General features: G+C 62.8%; 15 protein-coding genes and 1 tRNA gene. 7 read left to right on the top strand and 9 right to left on the bottom strand.

All coding sequences use genetic code 11. The annotated features are described in order from the left end of the window. Positions 1 to 134 precede the first annotated feature (134 nt). The 3 genes from AC1DV8_RS14305 to AC1DV8_RS14295 all read left to right on the top strand — a co-directional run bounded on the left by AC1DV8_RS14305 (position 135) and on the right by AC1DV8_RS14295 (position 1,500). The gene (locus AC1DV8_RS14305; protein ID WP_477157904.1) at positions 135 to 689 is read left to right on the top strand and encodes a GNAT family N-acetyltransferase; all 555 of its coding nucleotides are present in this window, start codon (positions 135 to 137) and stop codon (positions 687 to 689) included. A gap of 220 nt (positions 690 to 909) precedes the next feature. Further along, positions 910 to 1,272, top strand: coding sequence for a hypothetical protein (locus tag AC1DV8_RS14300; RefSeq protein WP_477157903.1), 363 nt, complete (start codon positions 910 to 912; stop codon positions 1,270 to 1,272). A 24-nt stretch (positions 1,273 to 1,296) separates the two neighbouring features. Then, complete coding sequence (locus AC1DV8_RS14295; RefSeq protein WP_477157902.1) at positions 1,297 to 1,500, top strand: hypothetical protein; 204 nt, start codon at positions 1,297 to 1,299, stop codon at positions 1,498 to 1,500. Between the two features lie 231 nt (positions 1,501 to 1,731). Here AC1DV8_RS14295 and AC1DV8_RS14290 read toward each other — a convergent pair whose 3' ends face one another. After that, on the bottom strand, positions 1,732 to 2,298 hold the full coding sequence (locus AC1DV8_RS14290; protein WP_477157901.1) for an alpha-ketoglutarate-dependent dioxygenase AlkB: 567 nt from the start codon (positions 2,296 to 2,298) through the stop codon (positions 1,732 to 1,734). A 124-nt stretch (positions 2,299 to 2,422) separates the two neighbouring features. Between AC1DV8_RS14290 and AC1DV8_RS14285 the strand changes: the two genes are divergently transcribed. Continuing rightward, positions 2,423 to 2,644: a hypothetical protein gene (locus tag AC1DV8_RS14285; protein WP_477157900.1), complete on the top strand. Its 222-nt coding sequence runs from the start codon at positions 2,423 to 2,425 to the stop codon at positions 2,642 to 2,644. A gap of 672 nt (positions 2,645 to 3,316) precedes the next feature. Here the strand turns inward: AC1DV8_RS14285 and AC1DV8_RS14280 are convergent. From AC1DV8_RS14280 to AC1DV8_RS14260, 5 genes are all read right to left on the bottom strand, one after another. Next, positions 3,317 to 3,763, bottom strand: a complete 447-nt coding sequence (locus AC1DV8_RS14280) for a hypothetical protein (protein WP_477157899.1) — start codon at positions 3,761 to 3,763, stop codon at positions 3,317 to 3,319. A 231-nt stretch (positions 3,764 to 3,994) separates the two neighbouring features. Next, the gene (locus AC1DV8_RS14275) at positions 3,995 to 4,342 is read right to left on the bottom strand and encodes a GFA family protein (protein WP_477157898.1); all 348 of its coding nucleotides are present in this window, start codon (positions 4,340 to 4,342) and stop codon (positions 3,995 to 3,997) included. Between the two features lie 932 nt (positions 4,343 to 5,274). Beyond that, on the bottom strand, positions 5,275 to 5,691 hold the full coding sequence (locus tag AC1DV8_RS14270; RefSeq protein WP_477157897.1) for a hypothetical protein: 417 nt from the start codon (positions 5,689 to 5,691) through the stop codon (positions 5,275 to 5,277). A gap of 1,566 nt (positions 5,692 to 7,257) precedes the next feature. Beyond that, a tRNA-Ser gene (locus tag AC1DV8_RS14265) sits at positions 7,258 to 7,348 on the bottom strand. A gap of 367 nt (positions 7,349 to 7,715) precedes the next feature. After that, positions 7,716 to 8,594 (bottom strand): DUF4238 domain-containing protein, encoded by an 879-nt coding sequence (locus tag AC1DV8_RS14260; protein ID WP_477157896.1) that lies wholly within the window; start codon positions 8,592 to 8,594, stop codon positions 7,716 to 7,718. Positions 8,595 to 9,408: 814 nt separating this feature from the next. Between AC1DV8_RS14260 and AC1DV8_RS14255 the strand changes: the two genes are divergently transcribed. Then, entirely contained in the window at positions 9,409 to 9,912 is a 504-nt protein-coding gene (locus AC1DV8_RS14255; protein ID WP_477157895.1) for a DUF2147 domain-containing protein, read from the top strand. Positions 9,913 to 9,916: 4 nt separating this feature from the next. Here AC1DV8_RS14255 and AC1DV8_RS14250 read toward each other — a convergent pair whose 3' ends face one another. Further along, a complete protein-coding gene (locus AC1DV8_RS14250) occupies positions 9,917 to 10,633 on the bottom strand; it encodes a glutathione S-transferase N-terminal domain-containing protein (protein WP_477157894.1) in 717 nt (238 codons plus the stop codon). 142 nt (positions 10,634 to 10,775) lie between these two features. After that, positions 10,776 to 11,219 (bottom strand): glyoxalase superfamily protein, encoded by a 444-nt coding sequence (locus AC1DV8_RS14245; protein ID WP_477151305.1) that lies wholly within the window; start codon positions 11,217 to 11,219, stop codon positions 10,776 to 10,778. Positions 11,220 to 11,489: 270 nt separating this feature from the next. Here AC1DV8_RS14245 and AC1DV8_RS14240 point away from each other — a divergent pair, with 270 nt between their 5' ends. Then, positions 11,490 to 12,257 carry a sulfite exporter TauE/SafE family protein gene (locus AC1DV8_RS14240; protein ID WP_477151306.1) on the top strand — a complete coding sequence of 256 codons (768 nt, stop codon included), beginning with the start codon at positions 11,490 to 11,492 and terminating at the stop codon, positions 12,255 to 12,257. A gap of 4 nt (positions 12,258 to 12,261) precedes the next feature. Here the strand turns inward: AC1DV8_RS14240 and AC1DV8_RS14235 are convergent, their stop codons facing one another. Then, complete coding sequence (locus AC1DV8_RS14235) at positions 12,262 to 14,349, bottom strand: molybdopterin-containing oxidoreductase family protein (protein ID WP_477157893.1); 2,088 nt, start codon at positions 14,347 to 14,349, stop codon at positions 12,262 to 12,264. Between the two features lie 246 nt (positions 14,350 to 14,595). Here AC1DV8_RS14235 and AC1DV8_RS14230 point away from each other — a divergent pair, with 246 nt between their 5' ends. Continuing rightward, the gene (locus AC1DV8_RS14230; RefSeq protein WP_477157892.1) at positions 14,596 to 16,731 is read left to right on the top strand and encodes an FG-GAP-like repeat-containing protein; all 2,136 of its coding nucleotides are present in this window, start codon (positions 14,596 to 14,598) and stop codon (positions 16,729 to 16,731) included. The last annotated feature ends 11 nt before the right edge of the window (positions 16,732 to 16,742 follow it).

The raw sequence follows: 16,742 nt of genomic DNA, 5'->3' as shown, positions 1-16,742 counted from the left end.
CCAGAATGGCTAGGGATGAAGGATGCCTGGGAGGCCGCCTTTAACTTTTCGCAGCCCGCGACTTCGGGTCGTCGGTGAACTTGAAGGACTGGAGCCTCTTGCCATTTTTGCGGAGGATATGATTCAAGCTGAGGATGGCTCAGCTCTCGATCTTCACCACCGATACGCTCCCCGAGGCTCATGAACATCAAGTCAGATCGTTCATTCGGCTCCATTGGCACGATGAATATCAGTACAACCTCGATGGCCCCCTGGTCCCTGCCGAACGTCACCCTGTCCACCTGGTTGTTCACGAACGCCACGCGCTCTTCAGCCACGGACGCCTGATCTGGGTCGATGTCGAGCAGGTAGACCAGCGGTATCGCCTCTATTGCCTCGGCGACGTGCTGACCTATCCTGCCTTTCGGCGGCGCGGGCACGGCACAGACATTGTGCGGGCCGGCACACAGATGATCAGGAACGACGGCAAGGCAGATGCTGCGATCCTGTTTACGGATCCAGCCACTACCTCGCTCTATGCAGCGCACGGTTGGGAGCCGATGCCGACACTGCGGGCAAGTTACGGTCACCCGGCGATGTCGGAACCAGCCCAGGGAACGCCAATGATGCTGTTCTGCTCCGACCGCGCCCGCACCAACCGCACGGACTTTGAAACGGAAGAACTGAGACTCCCCGGCTGGGGATGGTGAAGTGCGGCGAGCCCCCCGGTTCTAGCTTGCCCAGTAATACGGGTGCGGACGCAGTGAGCTTCGGCAACAAGGTAGCCATCTGCAAGCCGGCGCATTCCCGTGACGGCGACAGCATCAATGAATTGCATCAAAGTATCTCCGGGTAGAAAGTCTTTGCCCGTCTTGCGGTCGTCCCAGAATCGGTAGTTGCTCTGCAAATCGCATCTGAGGGACCACCGAAATGGCCAAGGCACCTTCGAAGTCGACCGCAAAGCCCGCAGCAAAGGCAGCTGCCAAACCGGCCGCTGCAAAGCCAGCGTCCAAAGCGCCAGTCAAAGCTGCCGCGAAACCACCAGCAAAGCCCGCAGCTAAGACGGCGCCGGCCGCCAAGGCCGCCCCTAAACCCGCGGCGAAGCCGGCAGCCAAGTCCGCTGCTCCCAAAGCTGCACCCAAGGCTACTGGGGCAAACAAAGAATCGAGCTCGCCGCTGTCGAGCCTGGCCGGCAATATCCTCGGCGGAGCGAAGGCAGCCGCCAAGGAAGCGAAGAAGCTGGCGGCTTCCGTTCTCGGCCAGGACAAAAAGGCCGGGCAGAAGAAGAGCTAGGCCCTTCGCCCGGAGGCTCGGGTGGTGGACCAGTGGACATTCGACGCCGGCATTGCAGGAGCGATCGTGAACGGCCGAATTCTGCACATTCCAACGTTGCGGGCCATTGCCGAAAACAGTCTGGGGCCGATCAGCGACAAGCTATGGGAGCAACTCGAACCCAAATGGCGCTGGCACGACGCGGTGAGCACGGAGGAGCTGCAGCGAGCGTCCCGCTTACGTCCATGAGTGCCAGTCTTGTTCTCTCGTTCCTGGGAACGTCGATGTCTTATCGAAATTGGGCATACCCAGAAGACAGGTTCCCGGCGCCGACGGTCGTCGCTGATCGGAAATCTGACTTACCAAGAGCGACGCGAAGCCCGTCCCGCAACTACCCGTCACCAAGCTCGAACTGCTGTTGGCTGCCATGCGGCAGCAGCAACAGATGTACGGCAGCAAATAGTGCGCCACGCTCGCGTGCTACCGCTTCATTGACCTGAAGGTCACCGAATAGCGCAGGTTGGCGACAGGCGGGATGGAGTGCTCCCAGTCCGTGCGTGCCTGGCCCGAAATGAGGTACGCCGACCCGGGCTCCAGCGTCACGTTTCTTCTCTCCCAATGCCCATCGCGCGGGCGGCGGAAGCGCATGGTGCAGGTGGCCCCGAGCGAGACCCCGACCACCTCATCGAACACCGCCTTGTCCTTGTGCCAACCGATTGCAGCGCCCGGCTGATACTCAGTGACGAGCACCTGCTCCAGCGTCTCCGGAGGAAGGCTCGCGAAGCGCGCAGCCTTGTCCCGCAAGGGAAGGAGAAAGTCGGGAATGTGGCCGATCTTCTCTAGGCGTTGGGTGGAAAAGTCATATTTCCATCCAAACGACACCACCCTGCGCTTGCCCGTAAAGCCGTGGAACTCGAACTCCCTGAATGGCAGCGGCGCGATCAGTTGCACCAGGTCCGCGGCTTCGGCAGATCCGATCAGTTCAGGATCATAATTCAATCCGCTCGGCGTTGCCTGCAACTCGGGAAAGAGATCATCCTGCGCCATCCAACAGAAATGGAGCCGGCAGAGGTTGGTTCCGCGGCGCCCGGCCGTCTCGAGGTGTGAAAGTGAGTATGTTTCCCGCGGCCAACCGCCTACCTTGCTCTAAGCCACGCCCACGAGGTACGACATGCAAAACGGCGAACGCGTCTTCTACACGAGCGAGAGCGGCGATCGGTGGCTACTTCTGTCCACCGACGGTGACATCGTGTCGGTGCGGCATGTGCCCAACGCTGCATCCGGCGGCGCGGGCACAACCTATGAGCTCGGAGAGTTCCTGATCCGGGAACGGCACACTGCTCAAAATCAGGCGCTTAGGTCGCTCATCTCATCTCTAACCCGAACTGAGTAGCCTAGAGGTTCTGCAGCGTGAAGGTCGAGCCCAGCGCCAGCTCATTCAGCGCGTCGGCGAAGGCGTCGACCTGGTCATCGAATGTCGCGTTAGGGAACGAGCACACTTCATCGAAAGGTATCGTTCCATGGCCCACGTACCAGCTTGACGTTGCCTGCCTCGGCCTGAGCCGATGGCGCGGGTGCCCAAGCTGCGAGGCCGTGATGATCAAGCTCGTAGAGACACCGCGCGGTGCGTTTATCTCGACGCTCGCGGCGCAGCCTTCGTCAGGATCGCGAGGTAACTGCCCGCTTCGAGTGCCGTTGCGTGCGAGCTTCGTCCCATTGAGGCGGTGGGGGATGGCCGATGACGTCGACGATTGGGGTTCGGCTTGCACGCCTGGGCGACGATTACCGGCATGACGTCGGGGTTGGCCTCTGCCACCACGTCGTTCGGATCGGTGGTCAGGAAGGCGAAGAGGTCCTGGTGATCAGGCCCTCGGTTGCGCACGCTTGGGAATCATTCAGTCCGCGGTCACCCGCCAGGTACGATGACAGCGCCCACTCCGCCACCGGGTATTGTCTTCATGTCCTACCGTCCTGCCTTTGCCGCCACATTGCTTGCCGTGTCACGCCATATCTGCGGGAGGCCCGTAGTCCTTGCATGCGTCCTGATCGGCCTAGGGCGTGGGACCTAGAACGTGTTGGGACGCAGCCACGCTGCCTGGGCTTTGGTAACGACGCAGTGGCCGTCAACTTGGACAGACACCATGAAGTCCCTACCGGCCTCCAGGTTGGAAAGTCTCCGGCGCACAACGATGGAACTCTGATCATCGTCCTTCTGGACGTAATATGGACCGCACTGTCTTTTGAGGTATCTGACTTGCGGGTCCGGATTAGTGACCCAATCCGTGTTGAAGCCGGATAAACGCAAATCTTCGACTAAATCGCCGACCGGCAGCGGGTGTGTGCCGTAGACAAGGTGCAGATCGATCTGATGAAAAAAATCGTCATCCCTGGCAGTCACCTCGCGGATGTGGCGAAGCAATGCTGTGTCCGCGCGGGGCATCCAAATTGGCTGGACGATCCACACGGCGGCGGCTGCACCGAGCAGTAAACCCGCAATCAAGAGAATACGCATCTCCCAATCTGAGGCGGGCAGAGGGCGACCGCAAGCCTGCTCCACTTTCGAGGGTTGGGTATGGGGGGAGCTATGTGAGGAACTTCAGCAAAGGCTCGCCGGTAGTTGCCATGGCCCATCATTGGGCGCCAGCGTGAGCAGCAGACAAATCTGTCGTCAAGCTGAGCGGGAGCCGCCCCACAGAAATGATGATGGGGCGCTTGCAAAACGAACCTGTGGCGCCGGACGCCCCTAGTCGTTTGCGCCCTTGGTGACCTGAATTTGCTGGAAGACATCCCGGCCGAGAACGCGGGCGTTAAGTCCCATCCATGGCAGACTTTTTGCATCGACGGGCCACCAATGCGTGGTCATCCCGCAGGTTGGGCAGAAATGAAATTCGAGAAGGCGCTTGTTCCAAACGTAGACCGAGGTCGGTCCGCTGATATTGACCTGATCGGGCGAGTAGTACGCCCAAAGAGCGCCCCGCTTCTGGCAGTGTTCACACTGGCAGTCGTTAAGTTCAGTGGGCATCGAGGCGACGCGGATCTTCACCGCCCCGCAGTGACAGGAACCTTCCACGGAATCGTGTCCTAGCGACATTTTTCAACTCCTCTCCAGCTTCGCCCGAGCTGATACTTCTGCCGCAACTTTGTTCGACTGACGAGGCCCCTGGCCGCATGACTTGCGCCAATGCCGGAGCCTAACCCAGTTGTCAGGACAGGGACGGCTCTCCAACAGGCTCGGGCGGGTCCTCCTTCGGACCGACCGAAACCACCGGGTGGCAGCGGCCGCTGCAGGAGCCTGGCCTCACCAAGGGATGGAAAAGGCAGGTCTGTCTCTAGCTGACCTCGACGCAATCGAAAGAGACGCTGCCCGCCAATGAAGCTACGGCGTCGGCGTCGCGGGAACGATTTCCCCCATGGGACCCGGCGGTCCCATGGGCCCAGGGTCTCCTTTGGCCCCAGCGGGGCCCGTATCACCCTTGGGGCCGGCGACTCCGGGATCGCCTTTCGGTCCCGCGGGCCCAACTGGACCAACATCCCCCTTGGGTCCAACTGGGCCTGTGTCTCCTTTCGGGCCCGCGGGTCCCGTCGGCCCAGCAGGACCCTTGGGGCCAATCGGTCCGGAATCACCTTTGGGGCCGGCAGGCCCCACCGGCCCTGTGCTCCCTGCCGGTCCTACCGGTCCAGCCTCGCCCACGGGACCAGAAGGTCCTACCGCGCCGGTGTCCCCCTTTGCACCGGGCGGCCCAACATCACCCTTCGGACCGGCGGGACCGGTGAGCAGTTCGATGGCCGCTATCTCGGACGATCGAGCCCCACCGAAGGCGTTCACAATTGTGCCCCCGGTGATGCTGTTCCAGATCAGCAGCAAGATGAAGAAAATCAGGGCTCCGACGAAACCCGGCAGCACTCTGCCGACCCACCACTCACGATCCATGGACAACCTCCGTTTGAAGCCAGCCTGTCACGACGCGGCTTCCATTGCACATCAGTTTGCTAAGTGGTCCGTGTTTTGCGATGTTTCGCGACCTAATGGGCATCCTCAGGAGCCGCCAGCGGCTCGAGATATCCGTGACCGACAAGCCAGTCCCGCAGAATGAGCGCGATGGCATCGAGGCGGGTCGCCGGTGCGTCAGGCTCCGCCAGGAATGCATCGAGCGCCGCGGCGACGTCCCAATCCCCAGTCGGCATCGCATCAAGCGCTGCTATGATCTCACGCGCTGCCGGATCGCTCGCATCAGCCTCACCGAGAAAAGGCACCGGCGGTTCGTCAACCCACGGTACGGACGGCGGCCGCTGACGGCTAGGGCGAAGCGCTGCGAGCATCTGCTGGCCTGCATGCACCCGCACATCTTGGTTATACAGGTGCCCTGGCATCGCCAACTTGGCGATGGTCAGCAGATCGAGAATGACCTTTGCCAGGTCGTAGTTCGTGGGTGTGGGCATCGTTTGCCTGCGAAACGATAGAAACCAGAGGAAAGGCGATCCAGGCCGGTTTCGCAATAGCGTCCGCAGGCAGACCTTGCAGACTTGGGAGGTGCAGTATGAGTCTCAGCCACTTCGCTCGCGGAGCCATTGCCGCCGAAAATGGCCGGCGGATGATGATGCTCCGCGGCTTCACTCCCAACGGCCATCGCCTTTGGGATCCGCCCGAGGCCGGAAACCTCAAGCACGGCTACCCTGACTACGACGCCGTGATGGTCCTCAATACCCGGCGGACCCGTCCAGCCACCACAGTAAGGCCGGACGGATGGGCATAACGAAGCCCGGGGCCCGGCAATGGGATCCGAACGAACTGTTCAAGCTTCATCGGCTGTATCCCCGAGCCACCAAGCAAGAGCTTCTGTCGGCGCTACCAGGAAGAACGTGGACAGCTGTCTGCAGTCGTGCCCGAGCCGATGCGTATTTCCGCGCGCCTCGTGTTCTTAAGCCCACCGGCAACACTCTCCTCGATCAGATACTGGAGAGAGCAAGGCAGCGGAACTGGTCGCGCGCCGAACTCGACGCCGAGACGAACTCACGGAAGTACTTCCAGAGGAATGGTTGGAGGGGTCGGAAATGGGACCACAAGACGCTTCTTCGAGCGGTGCACGTCTTGGGGGGATATCCGCGAGCGAAATGGGTTCGGCCGCCAAGTCTCCTGCCAGGGACGCTCCAAAGTGGGAACCACGGGAACTAGAAATCGTTCGGCGCGGAGACCTGACGGTAATCCAGATGGCTGAACTGCTCCCAGGTAGAAGCGAGAGCGCAATTCTCACCCGTCGGTCGATGGTCGGTATCAATGCGCGCGGCAAGCGCAAACCAGTCTGGTCGGAGGACGAAATACGGATCCTCGTCGAGAATTCGGATGTGCCGGCCAAAGACCTCACGGCCAAACTTCCTGGCCGTACGGCGGTCGCCATCCGAGTACGCCGGTGCAAAGGACTGCACGAGGTCAGGCGTCCCCAATGGCGCATCACCGACGTGAAACGCGTACAGTCCTCCGCCCCAACGGAAACGGACCGAGACCTAGCAGCATCACTCGGGAGGACCATCGGCGCGGTGCAGCAATTGCGCTGGCAGCTGCGCGTACTCCGACCTCAAGGCCCGAAAGGTTCGACGGCCGATGATTTGGCGCCTCCTCTTATCAGGGACATTCGCGTCCGTGCGAGAGAACAGCGAGTCGAGTTACGTGCCCTAGCGCGTGCATCGGGGTCGAAAGGAGCGTTCAAGCCGCCCGAGCAACAGTGCGTCCCCTCCACCACATCCGCCCGCGCCGTCGAACTTCTCGGAGGCGAACTCTACGCAGTGTGGGAAGACTGACGAATCCCGCGATTCTAGACGTCGCTCGCCTGCTGATAAACTCGGCCTGCGATCCGGTCAGCGTACCTCAGGGCACCTCCCACTCCAAGTCGCGACCGCGAAATCCTGACAAATCCCAGTGAAACGACGCCAGGTTTAGGGCTATCTTTAGGGTTGGTGACGACCTGGGTACGGATCGTCGTGCAAATACAACACTCTATGCGGTGGCAGTGGCGGAGAGGATGGGATTCGAACCCACGAGACCCTTTAGAGGTCTGCGCCCTTAGCAGGGGCGTGCCTTCGACCACTCGGCCACCTCTCCGTCGCCGGTCCTGATAGGGGTGAAACGCCCGTGCTGCAAGGACTTTTTTGTGTCCTCTTGCCCAGGACAAAGTGGCCACCTCGGCCCGATTTTGTGTCCTTAGTCCGGCGTTTCGCCGGACTCTGCCGGACTCAGCGCCGGATTTGCCCGTTTGTTCACGCTCGCACCGCGAGCGTGTTCTCCTCCCGTTTGCGTTTGTCCTTTCTGTCGGCACAGGGGGCACGAAGGGCCGCCCCGGTCCAACAGTGGATCACGCTACATTCTGCTTCCTAGCGGCCGTGATGCTCGAACCGCGACGCGTCGTGCGGCTCGTCGAGAATGTCGCCACCGTCCTCGTTAAACATGCAGTCTCGGAACCTAGAGAAACCTAAGTGAACCAATCAAATCTCGCTTCGTCGGTGTTGGCTACAATTGTCGCGTCGGCTGCCAGCGAACGTCCGTGGTTCGCGTGCCAGACAGCGCGCTCAGGCATCCCCCTGTAGATCACTGGCCGCTGATCGAGCGTCCCCTCCTCGGCGTGCGTGATGAGAAGCAGTCGGTCGGGCGTCAGGGGGAGTGTGATCTCGATATCCAAATCGCCTAGCGCCGGGCCTCGGTAGAACGCCGGCTTCTTGCCGTCGCTAGGCGAGTGCCACGTGACTGGGTTGTCTGAAGTGATGAGTAGATGCCCAGGCGGAGCCGTGAGAACCTGGAACTGCATGAAAGGCAGATACCTCATTTCGGAGAGCATCATGGGCCCCATGAGGTTCTGTAGGGGGCGATCGGCAATGGCTTTTGCCTGCTCGTGCGACATCGTCGGTCCCGACGGCGGGAGTTGCATCCGGGCAATTCGTCGCCTTTCATCCGGCGTTTTTCGCGCCATTGATTGCTCGAGGCGATCGCCCTTTTCGACGACGCGCTGCCAATGCTTTCGGTGATGCTCGCGAAAACGGATTGTTCGGACGTGCAGGGCTGAAACAAAGGCCGACAGGTCTACCTGCTCTTGAACCGTGAGCTGCCCGTCCTTCAGGAGAACGTTTCGTCGAATTCCGGCAAAGCGCTGCTCGATCCCGGAAAGAGCATGCTCGATCCGCAGGTCGCGCTCGCCATCCTGGCCAGCGATCGTGTACAGATCGGCCTCGGTGAAAATGTTGCTAGGCGCCTTTCGCTTGCCCAATCCACCGGTGCGCGGATACAGCCAGACGTAGGGCGTTTGCCCCGCCGGCGTTTTTGGGTCGCACCACGCGGACAGGTACGAACTTGGCACTGAATGTTGGTCGCGATTCTTAACCACCACAAAAGGTGTGGATCACCGCGACGGAAGGCACAAGCATCTGGTCGAGGTCGGGCGCTTCCCGATAACTGCCATTATCGGCAGTTGCGACTACCTGCGCGCGGCTTCCACGGCGGCACAGCGCACGCTGAGCGCGTTGAAGTTGTAAGCGGCGCGTCCGGCGCGTCCCTCCGGCAATCTCTGAACATCCGCTCTGCCCATCCAGGGAGAAGCGCCACGCGCACACCCGGAAGCACGAACCTAAGTACCCGCCGCCAGCGCGGCCTCGCCGGCGTGTCCTTTGTCCCCCTGCTGAACAACCTCAACGACCCCGTTGGAGAGGTCACTAGAGAGCGCCTTAGGAGCCCCTCGCGGGTCCCTCCTTTTTGCGCACTACAGTGCCGGAGTGGATAGCAACAATCCGGCATTGCCGGATCGTTTTGTCCTGTTCTGTCCACTTCTGGCAGGACACAAAACTACAGCAATTCCAGGCTTCTCGGGGTTTTTGTGTCCTTCGGAGGGGCCAATATCCGCCCTTAGCAGGGGCGTGCCTTCGACCACTCGGCCACCTCTCCGTCGCCGGTGGGGATAGCGGCTGGAGCCTTGCCGGGCAAGCGGTTTTTCGGGGTGCGCACATGGGCAGTAATGACCGGCCGTGCACAAATGATGCCGACTGTCGCCCTCGGCGGCCCGCGACATTATTTGCGGAACTTTGCCATTGATTTGACGAACCTCGCGGCAACGATGCCGATGCTACTCGATTGAAGCTCGAGATCTCGATTCGACGGCGCGGCGACGGAGAGCAACCATGGCTTGTACTGGCAGATTTGCAGGCGCCGCGGCTGTTTTGGCGCTGGCGGGGCTGGGGCCGGTTGCGGCGCAGGAGACGCTCCCCTCGCTGGTCGAGGGAGTGTGGCTCACCACAGCGCAGACGGAGCTGACCATCGCCCCGTGCGAGCCCGGATTCTGCGGCTATATCAGCAAGATCGTAATACCGGAGACGATCAAGGAGAAGTATGGCGTAGAGCTCGAAGCCATTGATCCGGCTTCGTTTACCGACGCCAACAACAAGGACCCGGCGCTCCGTGGCCGCCCGATCCAGGGGATGCAGATTCTGACTCTGCGGCAGACCGGGAATCCGATGTTCTACGAGGGCGAGATCTATAATCCCGAGGATGGGAACATGTACTCGGGGTCGGTAGAGGTGCTGAATACCGACCTAATCCGGCTCAAAGGCTGTGTACTTTATGTGCTGTGCCAGGAGCAGGATTGGTCACGGGTGCTGACCGAGTCAGCACCCGAAACTGAATGATGCATTAACGCTGGTTGAACAGGATCTTCTGCGCTTCCTTGTCTGTGGCGGCGCTGATGTTCTGGCTCTGCTCGAGCGTGATGCCGAGCGCCCGCTGCACGGCGGGGCGATCGGTGACGCGTTGGCGCCAGGCCGCAAAGGCCGGGAACTCGGCGAGGTCGATGCCGTGGTTCTCGGAACCACGCGACCAGTCGAAGATGGCCATGTCGGCGATCGAGTAGTCACCGGCCACGTAATCCTTGCCCTCGGCGGCCTGCTTCTTGAGCTGGGTGTCGAGCACGCGATAGAGGCGGTGGCTTTCGTCCTGGTAGCGCTTGATGGCGTAGGGGATCTTCTCGGGGGCGTAGCGGGAGAAGTGATTGTTCTGGCCCAGCATCGGGCCGAAGCCGCCGACCTGCCAGAACAGCCACTCGTCGATCTTGATCCGCTCGGACCAACTGGTGCCGTAGAACTTGCCGAACTTCTCGGCGAGGTATTTCAGGATCGCGCCCGACTCGAAGATGGAGACCGGCTTGCCCTCCGGGCCCTCTGGATCGACGATCGCCGGGATCTTGTTGTTGGGCGAGATCGCGAGGAAATCCGGCTTGAACTGGTCGCCGCGGCCGATGTTGATCGGATAGATCCCGTAGGGCAGCCCGAGTTCCTCGAGGATGATGGTGATCTTCCGGCCATTCGGAGTGGCGGCATAATAGAGGTCGATCGGCAGGGTCTGGGTGGTCATGGGTAGAGTCCGTGTCTGCTGCAGGAGGGTGACGGAACGCCACCGGGACGGGCCTCCATATATCGGCAGATGGCGATGGAAGACAACCCGCGGGAGGGAAAGACAACGGCGGAGCATGCCCCGCCGTTGGAAAACGGTTCTGCTATGCGCGCTGGATGCGCATATGCGGTTCACCGTCGCTGGTGCGCGACGCCGAGATGCCGCGCAGGTCGACCGTCGCCCGCACGCGCTGGCGATAGATCGGTCCCATTAGCTCGGATTTCGAGACGTTGACCGGGCGATCGAACTTCACGGTCACCTCGTAGTGGTTCATGTCGGCGAGCAGTTGCACCCCGATCACCATGCCGATGAACGGCTGGCTGAGGTAGGTGCCCTTGACGCGCTGGCCAACCTGCACCGGGCTGACCGCGCGTTCCGGCATCGCCGCTGAGGCGGTGTTCCAGTCGCGGTAGCCGTGGCGGTGGGCGATTTCTTCCAGCGCGGCGCCCTGCCCCAGCGGATTGCCCGCCAAGGCTCGTTCGGCGCGCAGAGCCTTGGCCTCGGCCTTCAAGGTCGCGGCACTGGGAGTATCGAGAGAGAAAGTCATGTCGGTCCTCTTCAAGCAGAGGCGGATTTCTTCATGGGGCTCGCCTTGCCATGAACCGCCTCGAGAAGGGAGCGATCATGAATGCGTCACGGATGATCCGCGGCTGGACTTGACCATCGGGTTTCCCCGGCGAGCGGCAGGCGCCAGCAGCACGGCCGCTATGTGGTGGATCGGGCCAGCTTTGTCAACTTGCCCCCATTCGCTCGGCTGATGGCGAAGATCACGCGATTGCGTTGGAGTGCGGGCACCTGACAGGCTAGGGAGAACGGCATGACCGAGATCATGCTGTTCGTCGCCGGGCTCATCGCCGGCACCATCAATACGCTGGCGGGTGGCGGCTCGTTCGTGCTGTTCCCAGCGCTCCTGTTCGCCGGCGTGCCGCCGGTGATCGCCAATGCGTCGAACACCTATGCGAGCCTGCCGGGCTATGCCAGCGGCGCTTTCGGGTTGTGGCACGATATCGTCAAGCATCGCGACCGGCTGATCCCCTATTCGATCGTCTCGATCGTCTTCGGCTATGTCGGCGCGGAACTGCTGTTGCAGGTGTCGAACGCCACGTTCGTCCTGGTGGTGCCGTGGCTGCTGCTATTTGCGGTGGTACTGTTCGCCTTCGGCGGCCGGATCAATAGCTTCATCCGGGCCCGAGCGGGCGACAGTGGCCGCGGCCGGCATGTCGGTGCGGCGCTGCTGTTCGCGCTGCTGGCCGGCATCTGCGTCTATGGCGGGTTCTTCAACGCCGGACTCGGCGTCTTGCTACTGGCGTTCCTGGCGCTGGCGGGGTTCACCGACATCCATGCGATGAACGGGCTGAAGCTGTGGATTTCGACGCTGGTGGCGCTGGTCAGCGTGGTGCGGTTCGCACTGTCCGGGTCCATCGACTGGTACCACGGCTCGATCGCGCTGGTCGGGGTGACGATCGGCGGCTATGTCGCGGCGCGGCTGGCAAAGCGGATACCGACAGGGCTGATCCGCGGGCTGGTGATTGTCTACGGGATCGGGCTGACCGGGTGGTTCTTCTGGCAGGCTTACGGGGCTTAATCCCCTACCCCTTCCGAACCCACACCGATGTATCGTGGAACGCGGCGCCGCCGAAGGGGCGGACCGGATCTGACCCGATCAGGGTGTTGATGCCCTGGCCGTTCCGGTGCGCGGAGTTGGGATGGATGCCTTCGGCGATAAGTACGCCGCGTTGCATGCCGACGAAGAACACCGCCCTCAGCGCGACTTCGCCGCGGCGGTTGCCGAGGGTGACGGGGTCGCCATCGGCGATTCCGAGTTCAGCTGCGTCGGCGGAATGGATGAAGACGGTAGGCTCGGGCTGGCGCTTCTGGCTGCCTGCGGTTTCAGCGAAGCTGGAGTTGAGGAAGCTGCGCGAGGGGCTGGTGGCGAGGCGGAACGGGGTTTCGGCGTCGACCCGCTCGGTGACGTCCCAGTGGTCGGCGAAGCGTGGCATCTCCGAGGGGTCGCAGACCCAGTTGTAGCCCTTGAGCTTGGCCACAGCGTCCCAGTCCGGCTCGAAGCGATAGCGCTTGTCGGGCCAGGCGAAACCGTCGGCGAAACGGGCTTTCTCGTCCGGCCAGGCGCCGTCGATGAAGCCGGTTTTTTCGATCTCCTCGAGCTCGCCGAAGCCTGACCGGCGGAAGGTCTCGGCGACCATGTCCCGGTCGCTCAGGTGCATCGAGGCGTGGTCGGTGCCGAGGCGGCGGAGCAGCTCGTTGACGACCTCGAAGTTGGAGCGGCACTCGCCGGGCGCATCGACGAGCTTGGGGCCGAACAGCAGCCGGGTGTGGCCACCGCGGCGGTAGTAGTCGTTGTGCTCGAGGAACATGGTGGCGGGCAGGACGATATCGGCCATCTTCGCGGTATCGGTCATGAACTGCTCATGCACGACGGTGAACAGGTCCTCGCGCTCGAAACCGGCGCGGGTGAGGCCCTGCTCCGGGCTGACGTTCATCGGGTTGGTGTTCTGGATGAACAGCGCCTTGACCGGGCCGCCGCCGTTCAGCGCTTTCTTGTCGCCGGTCAGCACCTTGCCGATTTCGGACATGTCGAGCTCGCGCCCGCCGGGCCCCATGTCGGCGCCGATGATCATCGACTTGTCGAGCTTCCACGAGCCGGAATTCGAGTGGAAGGCACCGCCGCCGTGGTGCTGCCAGGAGCCGGTCATCGCTGCGACCGAGAGCGCCGCATGCATCGAGGTGGAGCCGTTGCGCTGGCGGGTGAAGCCGTAGCCGAGACGGAAGTAGGTTTTGGGCGTGGTGCCGACGAGCCGGGCGAAGGCTTCGATCTCCTCGACGGTGAGGCCGGTGATCGCGGCCGCCCATTCGGGCGTGCGGGTCGAAAGGTGGGCTTCGAACTCAGGCGAGAAGTCGGTGTATTTGGCCATGTAGGCGCGGTCGGCGAGGCCGTCGCGCAGCAGGACGTGCATCACGGCGACGGCCAGCGCGCCGTCGGTGCCGGGGCGCACCACCAGCGCCATGTCGGCCTGCTCCATGGTGCCGTTGCTGTAGATGTCGATGGCGACGATCTTCGCCCCGCGTTCCTTGCGGGCGCGGATGGCGTGGGTCATGACGTTGACCTGGGTGGCCACCGCGTTGGTGCCCCAGATGACGACGCAATCGCTGTCGGCCATGGACTCGGGGTTGGGGCCGGCGAGGACGCCGGTGCCGGCGATGAAGCCGGGCCAGGCGGTGCCGGTGCAGATGGTGTCGTATTGCAGCGAGTAGCCGCGGGCATGGCGCAGGCGCTCGATGCCGTCGCGCTGCACGTGGCCCATGGTGCCGGCGTAGAAGTAGGGCCAGATCGCCTCGGGGCCGTCGGTGCGCTCGATATCGAGCCAGCGCGCGACGATCTCATCCATCGCTTCATCCCAGCTGATCCGCTGGAACTCGCCGGAGCCCTTTTTGCCAACGCGGCGAAGGGGATGGGTCAGGCGGTTCGGGTGATGAATCCGCTCGGCGTAGCGCGCCACTTTCTCGCAGATGACGCCGGCAGTGTACGGATCGTCTTTGGCGCCGCGCACCCGGCCGATGGTCGAGCCGTCGATCAGTTCAACGTCGAGCGCGCAGGTCGAAGGACAATCGTGCGGGCACACCGAACGGGCGGTGCGGGGCGTGGTGATGGCGTTCATGGGCGCGAGATTTATCACGCACGGTTGGGCGGCAACAGGGCGAACGATTGCCCAAGTGACGGGCCGGATTACCCAGGCAAGTCTCGGTTGCCGCAATATTAGGCAGCGCGACGAGATGGTTTCGTTGTCCCGGGGATCGATATGGCGGGTTCCATGCGCTGGGAGCACGGCTCCCATGCGGGCCCCTCCGTTCCCGGACCGCTGCCCGAGGCGGAGCCTTGGCTGATATTCGGGAGGATTTTCAGCATGTCGTATTATCCGCCTACCATCGATCCGGATGCGCTCGACGGCACCGACGGCTTCAACATCACCGGCGCGACGACCGACGACAGGCTGGGGACCAACGTTGAGAACGCCGGCGACATCAACGGCGACGGCTTCGACGACATCATCGTCATGGGCCGCGATCGGATGGGCGGCGCGGTCTACAACTACGTCGTCTTCGGTTCGGCCGAGCCGTTTCCAGCCGAGTTCAACATCACCGAACTCGATGGCAGCAACGGCTTTGCGATCGATACTGTGGACAAGCCCTTCCACGTCGAGGCCGCCGGCGACATCAACGGCGACGGGTATGCCGACCTGATGGTCGGGACCACCAACGACGCCGACGAATACGGCTACGAGGACGTCAACGTGGTCTTCGGCAAGGCCGATGGGTTCGAGCCATATTTCTGGCTCGAGGAGCTCGACGGCGAGAACGGCTTCACGCTCAACGGGCCGCCGCGATCGACCGCCAACTACACCATCGCCGCGGCCGGGGACACCAATGGCGACGGCTTCGACGATGTGCTGATCACCACCGATTACGAGGCCCGGCTGTTGCTCGGCAAGGCCGATGGTTTTGCGGCGGATGCGATCGTCACCGATGCCACGACGCCGATCTTCAACTCGACCCAATGGGGACACGCACCGCCTGCCGGCATCGGCGACATCAACGGCGACGGGTTCGGCGACGTCGTCATCGGCGAAGCGGTGATCTTCGGCGGCGCCGGCGGATTTCCTGCCGGGCTCACGGTCGACATGCTCGACGGCAGCAACGGCTTCCGGCTCGATCCCAACGTCAATCGCACAGTCGCTGCGGCGGGAGACGTGAACGGCGACGGCATCGACGACTTCATCGTCGGCAATCCCTACGCCAAGCCGCATGGCCACATCGATGGTGGCGAGGCCTACGTGGTGTTCGGCAAGGCGGACGGGTTCGATGCCTCACTCGACCTCGAGGTGCTCGACGGCAGCGACGGCTTTGTCATCCGCGGACCGACGCTGTCGGGACTCGGGGCAGAGGTGACGGGCGCCGGGGACGTGAACGGCGACGGCTTCGACGATGTGCTGGTGCAGACCGGCTATAGCAGGGCGCACGTCGTGTTCGGCCGGGCGACGTTCCACACGCCGGGCTTCGACGTCGACGACCTCGACGGCCGCGACGGGTTCGAGATCGACAGCTCCGACCCCTATTCGGGGGTCGAAAACGTTGCCGGGCTCGGCGACTTCAACGGCGACGGCTTCGCCGACCTCGCCTTCGGCAACAGCAACGCCAGCCCGGGCGGCCTGTATCTCTCCGGGACCACCGCGGTGGTGTTCGGGTTGAAGCCCAGCGAAGCGGTGACGCGGATCGACGCGGCGGGCGACCAGACGGTGCGTGGCGGGGTCGGCAACGACGTGCTGATAAGCTATGGCGGCGACGACCACCTGATCGGCGACGTCGGCAATGACTCGCTGCGCAGTGTGGAGGGCGCGGATACCATGGAGGGCGGGCTCGGCAACGACGAGTACTTCGTGTTCGCCGACCGCTCCGACACCATCATCGACACCGGCGGCATCGACACGATCCGCGCGACGACGCACTGGGACCTCACCGGCAATCCCGAGATCGAGAACGTGGTGCTCGCCGATGCGGGCGACTGGCACGTGAGCGGCAACAACCTCGACAACCGGCTCGTCGGCGGCTTTGGCGACAACGTGCTCTCCGGCGGCAACGGCGATGACCGGCTCGAAGGCGGTGGCGGCGACGACATCCTGATCGGCGGCTTTGGCCGCGATGTGCTGATCGGAGGCGCCGGCACGGACCGGTTCGATTTCGCCAGCTACCAGAGCGAGCCGACGGTGGGCCGCGACGTGATCGTCGACTTCGAAGCCGGCGAGCTGATCAACCTCGCGGGCGTCGATTCGAACGTCTGGCGCAACGGCAACCAGGCGTTCACGTTCATCGGCAACGGCGAGTTCACCGGCAAGTGGGGCCAGTTGCGCTACGACTATTTCACCTTCACCAACGGTGAGGTCGTGACGATCGTCGAAGCCGATACGGATGGAGATGGGGAGGCCGATTTCGGCCTCGAACTGCGCGGCCAGCATGTGCTGACGGCGGCTGACTTCATTCTCTAGGGAGAAATTCC

It is taken from the genome of Devosia sp. P3_B2, from assembly GCF_056402875.1.
This window is presented reverse-complemented; position numbering and strand designations above follow the sequence as displayed.